The organism is Bradyrhizobium sp. NBAIM08 (genome assembly GCF_020193935.1).
Taxonomy (GTDB): Bacteria; Pseudomonadota; Alphaproteobacteria; order Rhizobiales; family Xanthobacteraceae; genus Bradyrhizobium; species Bradyrhizobium yuanmingense.
In genome coordinates this window covers 352429-365675 of sequence record NZ_JADYVR010000002.1, presented here as the reverse complement: position 1 = coordinate 365675, position 13247 = coordinate 352429, and the positions used below count along the sequence as shown (strand labels likewise).

Below are 13247 nucleotides of genomic sequence, written 5' to 3'. Positions count from 1 at the left end.
CAAAGCGGATGCACATGCATCCGCGCCGCGCCGCTGTGGACAACGGGAACAGCGGGGATGCCGCCTGCGCAGGTGTTGCCGCGAGGCGGGCGATGCGGCTCAATGATCCCATCTTACGGAGATGGGAGACCATCGCGTTCGGTTCGGGCAACAGTTCGCGACTGTCCCGAGATGCAGCGGCCGCCGAGGAAGGACTCGATCGGGAGATAGGCCCCCGGTCTGGAAGCTCCGACATCGCCCGATGTGAATGTGCAGCCACCGTGAGACAGGAAAGGCCGCTCGGGAAACCGAGCGGCCTTTTTCTGTCGTTGTTCGCCTCGCGTGTCCCGGACGCGGTGCAGCGTGCAGCGCTGCGCTGCGTCCGGGGTACAAGAGCAAGCCCGATCCTTTACGCCACCCGCTCGGCCGCGCGCTGCACCGCCTCGAGCCGCCGTGCATGGTTCTGCGCGCCGCGCTCCCTCAGCAGCGCCAGCACTTCGGCTGGCGCGGTGTCGGGCGATCCGGCATTGAACGGCGGGGCTGGATTATATTCCATCTGGAGCTGGATCGCTTCGGCCATGGTGCGATTGACCATGATCGAGACCAGCGTCAGCGCGAAATCGATCCCGGCGGTGACGCCGCCGCCGGTGATGCGGTTGCGATCGACGCAGACGCGTGTCTTGGTCGGCGTCGCGCCGAACTGTGCGAGCATCTCCATTGCGCTCCAATGGGTGGCGGCGCTGTAGCCCTTCAGAAGGCCGGCGGCGCCGAGGGCCAGCGATCCCGTGCAGACCGAGGTGACGTACTTGGCGCCTGCCGCTTGCCTGCGCAGGAATGCGAGCACGTCCTCGTCGTTGAGAAGGTCGTTGGTGCCCTGGCCGCCCGGCACGCAGATGACATCGAGCTGGGGGCAATCCGCAAAGGTCGTAGTCGGCGTCAGCGTCAGCACGGAATCGCTCGGCACCGGCTCGATCCGCTTCCAGATCAGGTGCAGCTTTGCGTCCGGGACCATGGCGAACACCTGCAAGGGGCCGGTGAAATCGAGCTGGGTGACGCGCGGAAATACCAGGATTCCGATCTGGAGCGGTGACGACATGGGAGCCTCCGATAATGCGCTTGACGCCGGCAGAATGGCATGGTGCCCTTCTGTCTGAAATGGCATAATTCCCTCGCTTTCGGACATACCAACTCTACATACCAGGCTTGGCCCATGATCGGCATCCTGATCTTCCCGGACTTCCAGCTGCTCGATGCGGCAGGTCCGATCTCGGCGTTCGAGATCGCAGCGCGCTGCCTCGGCAAGGCGCCAGCCATCCGCGTGCTGGCCGCCAAGCCGGGGCTGGTGCGCAGCTCGTCGGGCGTCGAGATGATGGCGCGCGACTTCAAGACCGCGAACGCGATCACGACGCTCGTCGTCGCCGGCGGCATGGGCGTCGCGGAGGCCGCGCGCTGCGAGGTCACGCGGGCCTTCGTGCAGCGGCTGGCACGGCGCGGCGTGCGGGTCGCGAGCGTCTGCTCGGGCGCCTTCGTGCTCGCCGCGGCGGGGCTTCTCGACGGTCGCAGAGCCACCACCCATTGGGGACGGACGCGCGATTTCATCGCGCGCTTTCCCAAGGTGAAGTTCGAGCCGGACCAGATTTTTACCCGCGACGGCAATGTGTGGACATCCGCAGGTATCACCGCGGGGATCGACCTCGCGCTGGCGATGATCACCGAGGACCACGGCGAGGAGATCGCGCAGGCAACCGCGCGGCAGCTCGTGCTCTATCACCGCCGCAGCGGTGGGCAGTCGCAATTCTCGTCGCTGTTGGAGCTGAAGGCGCCGAACGGACGCTTCGGCACGCTATTGTCCTGGGCACGCGAAAATCTCGATGCGCCGCTGACCGTGGAGGATCTCGCCGATCGCGCCGGCATGAGTGCACGGCATTTTGCCCGCGCCTTCGCCGCCGAGACCGGCACGACGCCGTCCAAGGCGATCGAGCGGCTCAGGCTCGAAGTCGCGCGCGAGCGCGTGCAGTCCTCGCGCGAGGCGATCGAGCGCGTGGCGGAGGTGACCGGTTTCCGCGACCCCGAGCGCATGCGGCGTGCCTTCATCCGCGCCTATGGCCAGCCGCCGCAGGCGCTGCGGCGCGCGGCGCGGGCGGGGTAGGACGTTTCTCTTGACCTTGGCGAGCCCTGCGGAACGGCGAAGTCGGGCGTTGCTCAGAAGCGGACTTCGGCGATGCTCACTTGTCCGGCTTCTCGCTCACGATGGCGCCGGTTTTGGGATCGGCACGGAATTCCATCTTCTGGCCGTTCTTGATGCCTTCGCCCTCCCACCGGCCATCGTCGGCTTCAAGCTTGGTGACCTCGGAATAGCCCGCCTCCAGGATCTTGGCTATCACTTGTTGCATCGGCATCCAGTCGGGGCCGGGTCGATCGGCTCTCGCGGCCGAGCCCAGCGCGAGCGAGCCGAGAACCAAAATCACGGCAAACCTCATCGCGACCTCCTTTGGGTAACAGACCTTGAACGGCCACCTTAGATTGTTGTTCCTTCACGGCGCTCCTGTGACACAAACGAGTGAACTTCGGCCTTTTTTGCCTCGCTGGACCCATTCGTGCGTGCCGTCAGGCGCCTTGCGATCGGCATCAGCATGTACGGCGCAAAGTGAATCGGAAACTGCGTCAGCGCGAAATAGAGCCAGGTCGTCGCCGGCAGCGCGCCGGCGGTGGCCGCCAGCATCAGGCCCAGATTGCGCTGTGACACCATCAGGCCGAGCGCGAACGCGCGCTCGGTGCCGGCACGTCGGAAGATCAGCGTGGTTGCGGCGAGGAGGGTGAAGTAGACCGCAAAAGCGAGCAGCGCGACGGCGATCGTGAACAGCGGATCGGCGAGAAACTCGGTTGCGACGTCGCCCATCACTGCGGAGGCGAACACCAAGAGTATGATGATGTTGAGGCCGTCGATCGGCCGCTTGTGGCGCTGGATTGCATCACTGCCCACCAGACGGCGGATGATCGTGGCGGTCACCAGTGATGCGGCGAGGATGCCGAGCAGCTTCAAGCCGAGCGTCATCGGAGAGATGCTGAGCATGCCGCCGAGAAACAGGCTCGCGTACAGCGAGGCGGTGAATGGCACGAGCGCGGTCGAGGTCACCAGCGTGACCAGCACCAGCGCGGCATCGAGGCCCATCAGCGCGGCAAGCGCTGGCGCCGCCATCATCGGCGAGGCCATGCCCTGGAGCATCAGCGCGAGAGCAAGGCCTGGAGAGCTCGTGGAGAGCCCCGTCGCGTGGGCAGCGAGGGCGAAGATTAGCGGCACACCGATCGTGGTCCAGGCGGTGGCGGCCGCGACCAGCGCCGGCCGGCGCAGATGTCCGTACAGCGCGCCGAGATCGACGCGCATGAAGGAGATGCAGAGCAGAAGGAAGATCGCCTCGGTGACGTAGGGGCGCAGCAGCGCGCCGAGCGGCGGCACCGCGACCGCGATGAAGGCAATCGCCGCCACCGCGCGCGTGCCCTGGCCACCAAGCCAGCCGAGGGCACGCAGGGGAAGGGCGAGGACGGCTCGGAGGAGGGAGGGCATTTCTGTCGGTATTATCGGCTGCGTAGCGCTTTGGAGGGCATGCTCGCCTTCGGCCATGGGGGTGCCCCGGCGAGGGGCTCAGGACTATCCCATCCGGGAGCCGGCCTGGCCAGACCGGGCCGGGAAGGGCAGGGATGCCGCCCTTCCCCCGCCGTATTCGGCGTGTTAACCGGAGGGCCTGCGAGCGGCGGTATCCCCTGTAGAATGTCCAACGAGCCCGATTCGCTGTTGAAGCCGCGCGAAATGTTCAAAACCTTTTCCCTGACCGGTCTTGCGGCGCTTTTGGCCGCCACCGCACTGACGGCTGCGACGCCGGCAAGTGCGCAGATCGGCACGATCTTCTCCGATCCGCCGCCGCTGCGGCCGCCCGGCAGCATTCCGCGCGGCCAGCCCCAGCCGCAGCAGATGCCCGAGGACGACGAAGAGGTGCCGGAGCTGCCGCCGCAGGGCCGAGTGCTGCCGTCGCGCCCGATGCCGCCGCCTCCGGGCCGGCAGGGCAACGTGATGCCCGGGCCGGTCGAGACCCAGCCCCTAGCACCGCCGCCGGGCTCGACCCTCGCACCGCCGAACCAGCCGCCCTCGGCCGCGATCACTCCGCCGGGTCCGCAAGGCGCTCCCGGAGCGCCCGGTCAGCGGCAGCCCCAGCAGAAGGGCGGCGTGCCGCAGACGCCGGCCAGCCTCCAGCCGGGCGACGAGGTCGTGACGGAGCCGCCGGCCCAGAAGATCGTGAACAAGAAGGCGACGTTCTCCGGCCTCGACAAGATCACCGGGCGCATCATCAATTTCGACGAGGAGATCGGCGAGACCGTCCAGTTCGGTGCGCTCCGCGTCAAGACCAACGCCTGCTACACGCGTCCGGCGACTGAAGCGGCCAACACCGACGCCTTCGTCGAGGTCGACGAGATCACCTTGCAGGGCGAGGTGAAGCGGATCTTCTCGGGCTGGATGTACGCGGCGAGCCCCGGCCTGCACGGCGTCGAGCATCCGATCTACGACATCTGGCTGACCGACTGCAAAGAGCCGCAGCAGACTGTGGCGACGGCGGCACCGGATCCGGCCGCGGCCAAGCCGCCGCCACCGCCGCCCGCGCAGAAGAAGGCCGCGCCCAAGCAGGTGCAGCAGCGCCCGCCGCAGCCGCTGCCGCCGATCCAGCAGCAGCAACCGGCGCCGCCACCGCCGCCACCACCGGAGCAGCGCCCAGGCCTGTTCGGCATTCCCGGATTTGGCCGCTAACCGAGCTGTTCGTTATTGCCGCGCAGCGATGATCTCGAGGGCTCGTGCGCCCGGGATCGCTTCGCCGGCGGAGAGCTTCAGGAAATCGCCGGGCTCGCCCGCCAGCGCCTTGTCGAGCAGCGCGGTATAGCGTCGCCGCGAGATCTCGACGGCGCCGAAGCTCTTCAGGTGCTCGGTGACATATTGGGTGTCGAGCAGCTCGAAGCCGCCGTGAATGAGCCGCGCGACCAGATGCACCAGCGCGACCTTCGAGGCATCGCGCACAGTGTGGAACATGCTCTCGCCGAAGAAGGCCCGCCCCAGGCTGACGCCGTAGAGACCGCCGACCAGCTCGTCGCCCTGCCAAGCTTCGACGCTGTGGCAATGGCCGAGCTCGAACAGCCCGCCATAGAGGTCGCGGATGCGCTTGTTGATCCAGGTATCCTCGCGGCCCACTTGCGGCGCCGCGCAGCCGGCGATGGTCGCCTTGAACGCGGTGTTGACGGTGACGCGAAACTGATCCGAGCGCACGGTGCGCGCGAGGCGCGAGGCGACGCGGAAGCCGTCGAGCGGGATGACGCCGCGCAGCTCCGGCTCGACCCAGAACAGGGTCGGATCGTCGGCGCTTTCCGCCATCGGAAAGATGCCGCAGGCATAAGCGCGCAGCAGCACGGCCGGCGTGATTTCAGACGGGGCGGAGTCGCGCGAAGTCATGGCTTGCCATCATAGCAGGATCGCAATGCAGTTGCGATGGGTGCGGCCGGACCGCTCAGCTGGCGGCAGCGGTGCTGGTCTTGCCGACGCTTGCGGGCATGCGGCCGAACTTCAGCACGACCCGGGTTCCGGAATGCGCGGGATCGCGCTCGACCGCGGCGTCGAGCTTGGTGGCCATGGCCGCGACGATGCGCTGGCCCATGCCGGTGGAGCGCGGATCGGCCTTGGCGTTGTCGCCGACGCCGTCGTCGGTGATCGAGAGCAGGAGGTCGTCGCCTTGCGAGATCAGCTCGACATGGATCGGGCCGGCGCCGTCGGGATAGGCGTATTTCACCGCGTTCATCACCAGCTCGTTGACGATGATGCCGACGGCGACCGCACGGTCCGGATCGATCTCGATCGGCTCAGCCTTCAGCGTCAGGCGCGACATGCGGTTGCCTTCGGCCGAGCGGCGGAGATCCTCGAGCAGCGAGTCCAGATACTGATTGAGGACCACGCTCTTGAGGTCCTGCGAGGTGTAGAGGCGGCGGTGCACCTGCGCCACCGCGGCGACGCGGCCCATCGCGTTGGTCAGCGCCGCCTTGACCTCGTCCTGCGCGGCGGAGCTTGCCTGCAGATGCAGCAGCGAGGCGATGATCTGGAGCGAGTTGCCGACGCGGTGATTGACCTCGCGCAGCAGGAGCTCGCGTTCGGCGGCGAGCGCCGCGTAGCGGTCGCGCGAGGCGTGGATCTCGGCCTCGGCTTCCTCGCGAGCCCGTTGCAGCTCGGCCTGGCGTAGCGCGCCTTCGGCGGCGACGTGGAGGAGCGGGATGAAGTCGCCCTGGACGTCCTTGACCAGATAGTCGGCCGCTCCCGCCTTGAGCGCCGTCACCGCAATGCTGGAATCCTGCGAGGCGGTCACGAACACGACGGGCGGCGCGTCCGGGATCGCCATGATCTGCTCGAGCGTCTCGAGCCCGTCGAGGCCCGGCATGTACTGATCGAGCGCGACGACGTCGATGCCGCCTTCGGTGCTGTTCTGGGCGGCGGCGCGGCGGATGTGCTCGAGCCCTTCCTCGCCGCTCGCGGCATGGACGACCCGGAAGCCGCGCCGCGTCAGGCCGCGATCGACCAGGCGCGCCAGCGCCCCGTCGTCGTCAATGTAGAGCAGTGTCGGCGTGCGCTGGTTCATGTGGCGGCGGGCGGGACCTGGATGACCGAGAAGAACAGACCGAGCTGCCGGATGGCGTTGGCGAAATTCTCGTAGTTGACGGGCTTGGTGATGTAGACGTTGCAGCCGAGCTCGTAGCAGCGCTTGATCTCCTGGGAATCGTCGGTGGTGGTCAGCACCACCACGGGCGAGGCCTTCAGGTACTTGTTCTCCTTGATCTGCTTCAGGATGTCGATCCCGGTCATGTCGGGGAGGTTGAGGTCGAGCAGGATCAGGAGCGCGTTGCCCTTCTGCACCAGCCCGGAGCCGTCGGCGCCGAACAGGTGCCGCATGGCGTCGGTCCCGGTGGTGAAGGAGACGATCTCGTTGTTGACGCCCGAGCGGCGGATATTGCGCTCGATCAGACGGGCATGGCCCTCGTCGTCCTCGACCATGATGATGGTGACAGGCTGGGTCATCGATCTCTGTTCCGGTTGCTCACGTTCCAGGCGATCGGCAGCGTGATCGTGAAGGTGCTGCCCGTGTTGAGTTCCGATGATACCGACATGGTGCCGCCGAGGCGACGCACAAGTGCACGCACATGGGCAAGACCAATGCCCTGGCCGGGCTTGTCCTGGGTTCCCGCGCGGCGGAACAGGTCGAATATCCGCTGGTGGTCCTTGGGATCGATGCCGCGGCCGTTGTCGCTGACCTCGAAGATAGCGTAGCCGAGCTTGGTCCGCCCGCGGATTCTGATCTCGCCGGGCACGCCGGGCTTGAGATATTTGATGGCATTGTCGATCAGGTTGGAGAAAATTTGCTCGAGGGCGAGACGGTCGCTCACGAGGTCCGGCAGGGGCTCGACGTGAATCTCGGCCTGCGCCTCGGCGGCCTGGTGCGCCAGCGTCGTCACGATGGCCTCGATCAGCTCGCGCGTGTCGACCTTCACCGGCTGGAATTCGCGCCGGCCCTCGCGTGTGAGGTTGAGGATGGCCGAGATCAGCCGGTCCATCTTGGCGATCGACGATTTGATGAAGCCGAGCGCTTCGGAGAAATCCTCATGGAGCTGCTTGTCGGCGCCCTCGAGCGCGATCTCGCCCGGAGCGGCGGGCGCGAGCGGCGCTCCATCCGCGGGGGCGTGCGCGAGGCTGCCGATGCGGCGGAAGATGTCGCCGCCGAGCTCTTCGAGCTCGCTCGTGAAGCCCATGATGTTGACGAGCGGCGAGCGCAGATCGTGGCTGACGATATAGGCAAAGCGCTGGATCTCGTCGTTGGCTTCGCGCAGATCCGCCGTGCGCTCGTCGACGACGGCCTCGAGATTGAGGTTGGCATCGCGCAGGCGCGCTTCGGCCGCATCGCGTTCGCGTGTCGAACGCCGCACCAGCCAGATCGAGATCAGCGCCAGCACCACAACCAGGCCGGATCCGATACCGGTCATCGAAGCGGCCAGGGTCTGGCTGCGGTCGGAGTTGGCCGTGCGGAGGCGGAATAACCGTTCCTCCTCCTGAAGCATTCCCGTCGCGACTTCGGCAATCGCCGCCGTGGTATCGGCGGAGGCTAGCTCGCGCACCAACCCTGCGGCCTTCTCCGGCTGACCCTGACGGATGAAATCCATCTCCTGCGCGAATTGGCCGAGCCGCGTCTCGATCACCGAACTCAGCTTTTCGATGCTCTTGCGCTGTTGCGGATTGTCGCCGATCAGGCGTGTAAGCCTGTCGAGCGCTGGCACGATTGCAGCGATGGCCTTGTCGTGGTCTGCCTTGAAATCCGATCTTTGGGTCAGCAGGTAGCCGCGGGCGGTGCTTTCCGCACGCCGGATTTCCAAGAGGAGGGCGTTGATCTGGTTTTCAGCCTCGATGGTGTGAACCACCCACTTGCTGTCCTCCCGCGCCTTGTTGACGAGGTAGACGGAACCGGCGCTGATCACGGTCAGCACCAAAAGGCCCGCCGCGAACAGCAGGATCTGCCAGAATGCGCGCCGTCGCTGGCCTTCAGCCGTCACGACGGTTCACCTGTCTGCAGGCAATGGAGTTCAAAACGCCCCCTTGGAACTGGCCCCAACCATCCAGAACGCGATTGGAGGCAAGGGGTTCCATGAGAGGACGTGATTATCGCGGCGCTGGTTCCACCTTGCCGGCCAGGTACTGCTCCAGCCAGTGGATGTGGTAGTCGCCGTTGATGATGTCGGCTTCGCGCACCAGCGCGCGGAACAGCGGCAGCGTGGTCTCGATGCCCTCGACCACCATCTCGTCCAAGGCGCGGCGCAGCCGCATCAGGCATTCGGCGCGGGTCTTGCCGTGCACGATCAGCTTGCCAACGAGGGAGTCGTAATAGGGCGGGATCGTGTAGCCCTGGTAGACGGCGGAATCGATCCGCACCCCGAGGCCGCCGGGCGGATGATATTGCAGGATCCGGCCGGGCGAGGGGCGGAAGGTCTGCGGATTCTCAGCGTTGATGCGGCACTCGATCGCATGGCCGATGACCTGGACCTCATCCTGCCTGGCCGGCAGGTCGCCGCCGGCGGCGATGCGGATCTGCTCCAGCACGAGGTCGATGTCGGTGATGCTCTCGGTGACGGGATGCTCCACCTGGATGCGGGTGTTCATCTCGATGAAGTAGAACTCGCCGTCCTCAAACAGGAATTCGATGGTGCCGACGCCGAGATATTTCATCTCGCGCATCGCTTTCGCGCAGGTCTCGCCGATCTTGGCGCGCGCGGCGGCGGCGAGCACGGGCGAGGGGCCTTCCTCCCAAACCTTCTGGTGGCGCCGCTGCAGCGAGCAGTCGCGCTCGCCGAGATGGATCGCGCCGCCGCGGCCGTCGCCGAGGATCTGGATCTCGATGTGGCGCGGCTTCTGCAGGTATTTTTCCAGATAGACGGAAGCATCGCCAAAGGCGGATTTGGCCTCGTTGGCCGCCGTCGACAGCGCCAGCTGCAGGTTGGCCTCGCTGTGCGCGACCTTCATGCCGCGGCCGCCGCCGCCCGCCGCCGCCTTCACCAGCACGGGGAAGCCGATCTTCCTGGCGATCGCCGTCGCATCGTCGTCGGGACCGACGGCGCCGTCCGAGCCGGGCACCACGGGGATGCCGAGGCGCTTGGCGGTCTTCTTGGCCTCGATCTTGTCGCCCATCAGGCGGATGTGCTCGGCCTTGGGGCCGATGAAGTGCAGATTGTGCTCGGCGAGGATTTCCGCAAAGCGCGCGTTCTCGGAGAGGAAGCCGTAACCGGGATGCACGGCATCGGCGCCGGTGATCTCGCACGCCGCGAGCAGGGCGGGCACGTTGAGATAGCTGTCCTTGGACGCCGGCGGCCCGATGCAGACGCTCTCGTCCGACAGCCGCACATGCATGGCATCGGCATCGGCGGTGGAGTGCACGGCGACGGTGGCGATCCCGAGCTCCTTGCAGGCCCTGAGGATGCGAAGGGCGATCTCGCCGCGGTTGGCTATGAGGATCTTGTCGAACATGTTGTCCTGCAGCGAATGGCGAGTGGCGAATGGCGAGTAGGGAAGGCTGACGCCATTCGCTATTCGCTATTCCCCATTCGCGTCACTCAATGATCACCAGCGGCTCGCCGTACTCGACCGGCTGGCCGTCCTCGACCAGGATCTGCGTCACCGTGCCGGCGCGCGGCGAGGGGATCTGGTTCATCGTCTTCATGGCTTCGATGATCAGCAGGGTCTGGCCGACCGAGACCTTGGTGCCGACGTCGATGAACGGCTTTGCGCCCGGCTCCGGCGCCCAATAAGCCGTGCCGACCATCGGCGAGGTCACGGCGCCGGGATGCTTCGACAGATCGGCCGCGGCAGGGGCCGCGGGGCTTGCTGCCAGCGGCAGGGCGGCCGGAGGAGCCGTCACCTGCATCGGCATGGTCGCGGCAACGCTGATGTTGCGGGCGACGCGCAGGCGCAGACCCGCCCGCTCGATCTCGATCTCGGTGAGGCTGGTCTCATCGAGCAGAAGTGCCAGCTCGCGGACGAGCGCGGAATCCTCGCTGGAAAACTTTGCGGCTGCTTTGTCGTCTGGCTGGCGCGCCATGTTGTTTGATCCGAATGTTCTGTTGGAAGGGAGCGTCAGGCGTTGGGCTTGATGCCGAGCTTGGCGGCAAGGCCCTGGATGGCGAGGCGGTAGCCCTCGATGCCGAAACCGCAGAGCGAGGCGAAAGCCGCGCGCGCGGTGTAGGAATGGTGACGAAAACTCTCACGGGCGTGGATGTTGGTCACGTGCACCTCGACCGTCGGAATCTGCACCGCGAGCAGCGCATCGTGCAGTGCGATCGAGGTGTGGGAATAGCCGCCGGCATTGATGATGATGCCCTTCATCTTGCGCGCATGCGCCTCGTGGATGAAATCGATCAACTCGCCTTCGCGGTTGGATTGCCGGCAGTCCGCCTTCAGGCCGAACGTCGCGGCCGTGTCCCGGCACAGCGCCTCGACGTCGGCCAGCGTCGCATGGCCATACTTGTCGGGCTCGCGGGTCCCCAGCATGTTGAGGTTCGGCCCGTTCAGGACGAGGATCGTGTCGGTTGCAGGTTCGGCCATTCCAATCCCGGAAGAGGTGCTTCGGCGTGGCGGGGGTTATAGGTAACAAAGCGCGTGAGGGGAAGCCTTGAAGGGCCTTGAGGTTGGGTTCAAGCACCTCATCCAGTGCGCAAAAACCTGTGCGGAAACCACGGAAATTGCTTGTTAACCAGTCCGAAGCATGGCTGCCGGGCGCATGCAAAGGGGCGGGCATCGCTGCCCGCCCCTGAGATTGCCCGTGTCCGCCTTAGACGTTCAGCACAGCCACGATCTCGTAGGTGTCCGGATCGATGATGACGATCTCTTCCCGGACCAGGACATACTTGTAGCTCCGCCATTCCGGATAGATCGACACGACCCGAGACGGCAGGGCGTGAAGGGTGATGCCCTCCCGCGGAATGCGGGTGCCGACCGAGATCGAGAAGTTCACGTTGGTCACCGGGGCGACGCGCTGCTCGCGGATCACGGACGTGATCTGCGTGCGCTGCTCAGTCGAAAGCTTGGCAGCGGCGCCGGCCTGGCCGACCGTGGTCGAGCTCTGGCCCTGCGCGTTCTGGGTCGAGCTGGTGCCAGTCTGACCCTGCACGTTCTGGTTGGTGCTGGTGCCAGTCTGGCCCTGAGCATTCTGTTTGGTGCTCGTGCCGGTGCCCTGTCGGGTCTCGGTGGTCGAGGTGCCGCTCTTGCTGCCCTCAGCCTTCATGTCCTTCTGGTCCTTAGCACCGGACTTGCTGGTGTCCTGGCTCATGCTCTTGGACTTGTCCTGCTGGGACTTGTCCATCTGGCCCTGCGCGCGATCATCGGTGCGCTGGCCCTTGGTGGTACCAGACTTGTCCTCGGCCGCGTTCTTGTTCATCGCGCCGCCCGAGGAGCGCTCGTCCTTCATCGCGCCGGACTTGTCTTCGGACTTCATCGTCCCGGAGCCGCCGGCCTGGCCAACGGTCCCCTTGTCCTGGCTCATCGAGCCACCGCGCTCAGCAGCGCCGCCGGAAGGCTGCGAATGCTGCATCTGCGCGCCACCGGCGCCGCCGCCGCTGTCGCGGCCCATATTGCCCTGCGCGTTCGCGAGGCCAGTGCCCGCGACGAGCGCGACTGCGGCAACCGAAATCATAAAGCGGTTCAACATCGAAATTCTCCTCACGTGTTCATTCGCGTCATTGCCCGCGCCGACAACGAAAGGGGATTTGAGTTGTTCCGGAACTTCGACTGTTCCGCGGCTTTTGTTTGTTGAACGCCAGATGAATGACTTTGCACGAAGGCGCCAACGTTCAGCGCAAGAAAAAAGGCCGGCATGTCTGCCGGCCTTTTTGTGTTCTCGCTATCGTAAAACTGTGATCAGCAGGTCGCCTTGCCGCAACGGGCAATGCCGATCTTCTCCTTCAGGCTTTCAACACCGACGGCACCGATCACGATCTGCTTGCCGATCACGTAGCTCGGCGTACCGTTCATGCCCATCGCTTCGGCGAGCTTGAAATTCTCCTCGAGGGTGGCGCGCACCTCGGGGCTGGCGATGTCCTTCTCGATGCGAGCCGTGTCGAGACCGGCTTCCTTGGCGGCTTGCATCGCGCGGGCCTTGTCGGCGGCGCCGCGGCCGCTGAGCAGCTTCTGATGGAAGTCGAGATATTTCTTGCCGGAGGGATCCTGCATGCGCACGGCGACCCCGACCTGCGCCGCTTCCACCGAGCCCTGGCTCAGCACCGGAAATTCCTTCAGTACCACCTTCAGCTTCGGATCGCCCTTCATGATGGTCAGCATGTCGTCCATCGCGCGCTTGCAATAGCCGCAATTGTAGTCGAAGAACTCGACGAAGGTGACGTCGCCGTCCCTGTTGCCGAGCACGACCTGGCGCGGCGAGTTGAAGATCGCCTCGGCGTTCTGCGCGATGCTGGCTTGGTGCTTCTGCGTTTCGGCCGCGGCCTGGCGCTTGCTGAGCTCGGCCATGGCCTCCTCGAGCACCTCGGGATGGCTGACGAGATAGTTCTTGATGATCTTCTCGATCTCGGTGCGCTGGCTGTCGGAGAAACTGTCGGCCGAGGCGGGCACGGCTGCGCCGAACATGGCGAGCGCGAACAGGGCAGGAGCGAGCAGGCGCAGCGAAGGCATAGTCAAATCCTCTTATCCAAAGCAGGTT

The 13247-nt window shown here is 65.8% G+C and carries 14 protein-coding genes; 2 read left to right on the top strand and 12 right to left on the bottom strand.

The annotated features are described in order from the left end of the window. Window positions 1–388: 388 nt before the first annotated feature. Window positions 389–1075: a DJ-1/PfpI family protein gene (locus tag I6F37_RS07810; protein WP_225113968.1), complete on the bottom strand. Its 687-nt coding sequence runs from the start codon at window positions 1073–1075 to the stop codon at window positions 389–391. A gap of 114 nt (window positions 1076–1189) precedes the next feature. Between I6F37_RS07810 and I6F37_RS07805 the strand changes: the two genes are divergently transcribed. Beyond that, window positions 1190–2128, top strand: coding sequence for a GlxA family transcriptional regulator (locus tag I6F37_RS07805; protein ID WP_225113969.1), 939 nt, complete (start codon window positions 1190–1192; stop codon window positions 2126–2128). A gap of 76 nt (window positions 2129–2204) precedes the next feature. On the opposite strand, the gene I6F37_RS07800 is transcribed toward I6F37_RS07805, so the two are convergent. Continuing rightward, the gene (locus tag I6F37_RS07800) at window positions 2205–2459 is read right to left on the bottom strand and encodes a PepSY domain-containing protein (protein ID WP_036000102.1); all 255 of its coding nucleotides are present in this window, start codon (window positions 2457–2459) and stop codon (window positions 2205–2207) included. A gap of 38 nt (window positions 2460–2497) precedes the next feature. After that, the gene (locus I6F37_RS07795; protein ID WP_225113970.1) at window positions 2498–3544 is read right to left on the bottom strand and encodes a Na+-dependent transporter; all 1047 of its coding nucleotides are present in this window, start codon (window positions 3542–3544) and stop codon (window positions 2498–2500) included. 204 nt (window positions 3545–3748) lie between these two features. Between I6F37_RS07795 and I6F37_RS07790 the strand changes: the two genes are divergently transcribed. After that, on the top strand, window positions 3749–4777 hold the full coding sequence (locus I6F37_RS07790) for a DUF2155 domain-containing protein (protein ID WP_192893224.1): 1029 nt from the start codon (window positions 3749–3751) through the stop codon (window positions 4775–4777). 12 nt (window positions 4778–4789) lie between these two features. Here the strand turns inward: I6F37_RS07790 and aat are convergent, their stop codons facing one another. From aat to I6F37_RS07745, 9 genes are all read right to left on the bottom strand, one after another. Next, window positions 4790–5470 carry a leucyl/phenylalanyl-tRNA--protein transferase gene (aat, locus tag I6F37_RS07785; RefSeq protein ID WP_225150844.1) on the bottom strand — a complete coding sequence of 227 codons (681 nt, stop codon included), beginning with the start codon at window positions 5468–5470 and terminating at the stop codon, window positions 4790–4792. Window positions 5471–5525: 55 nt separating this feature from the next. Continuing rightward, on the bottom strand, window positions 5526–6641 hold the full coding sequence (locus tag I6F37_RS07780) for a sensor histidine kinase (protein WP_225113972.1): 1116 nt from the start codon (window positions 6639–6641) through the stop codon (window positions 5526–5528). Continuing rightward, on the bottom strand, window positions 6638–7078 hold the full coding sequence (locus tag I6F37_RS07775; RefSeq protein WP_036000093.1) for a response regulator: 441 nt from the start codon (window positions 7076–7078) through the stop codon (window positions 6638–6640). Before I6F37_RS07775 ends, I6F37_RS07780 begins: the two co-directional genes overlap by 4 nt. Next, complete coding sequence (locus tag I6F37_RS07770; RefSeq protein ID WP_036022881.1) at window positions 7075–8601, bottom strand: ATP-binding protein; 1527 nt, start codon at window positions 8599–8601, stop codon at window positions 7075–7077. Before I6F37_RS07770 ends, I6F37_RS07775 begins: the two co-directional genes overlap by 4 nt. Window positions 8602–8707: 106 nt before the next feature. Then, entirely contained in the window at window positions 8708–10066 is a 1359-nt protein-coding gene (gene accC / locus I6F37_RS07765) for an acetyl-CoA carboxylase biotin carboxylase subunit (RefSeq protein WP_225150843.1), read from the bottom strand. An 82-nt stretch (window positions 10067–10148) separates the two neighbouring features. Next, window positions 10149–10637, bottom strand: coding sequence for an acetyl-CoA carboxylase biotin carboxyl carrier protein (accB, locus tag I6F37_RS07760; RefSeq protein ID WP_036000059.1), 489 nt, complete (start codon window positions 10635–10637; stop codon window positions 10149–10151). 35 nt (window positions 10638–10672) lie between these two features. Continuing rightward, entirely contained in the window at window positions 10673–11140 is a 468-nt protein-coding gene (aroQ, locus tag I6F37_RS07755) for a type II 3-dehydroquinate dehydratase (protein ID WP_036022884.1), read from the bottom strand. A gap of 226 nt (window positions 11141–11366) precedes the next feature. Then, entirely contained in the window at window positions 11367–12242 is an 876-nt protein-coding gene (locus tag I6F37_RS07750) for a DUF1236 domain-containing protein (RefSeq protein ID WP_225150841.1), read from the bottom strand. Between the two features lie 209 nt (window positions 12243–12451). After that, on the bottom strand, window positions 12452–13219 hold the full coding sequence (locus tag I6F37_RS07745) for a DsbA family protein (RefSeq protein ID WP_036022886.1): 768 nt from the start codon (window positions 13217–13219) through the stop codon (window positions 12452–12454). Between the last annotated feature and the right edge of the window lie 28 nt (window positions 13220–13247).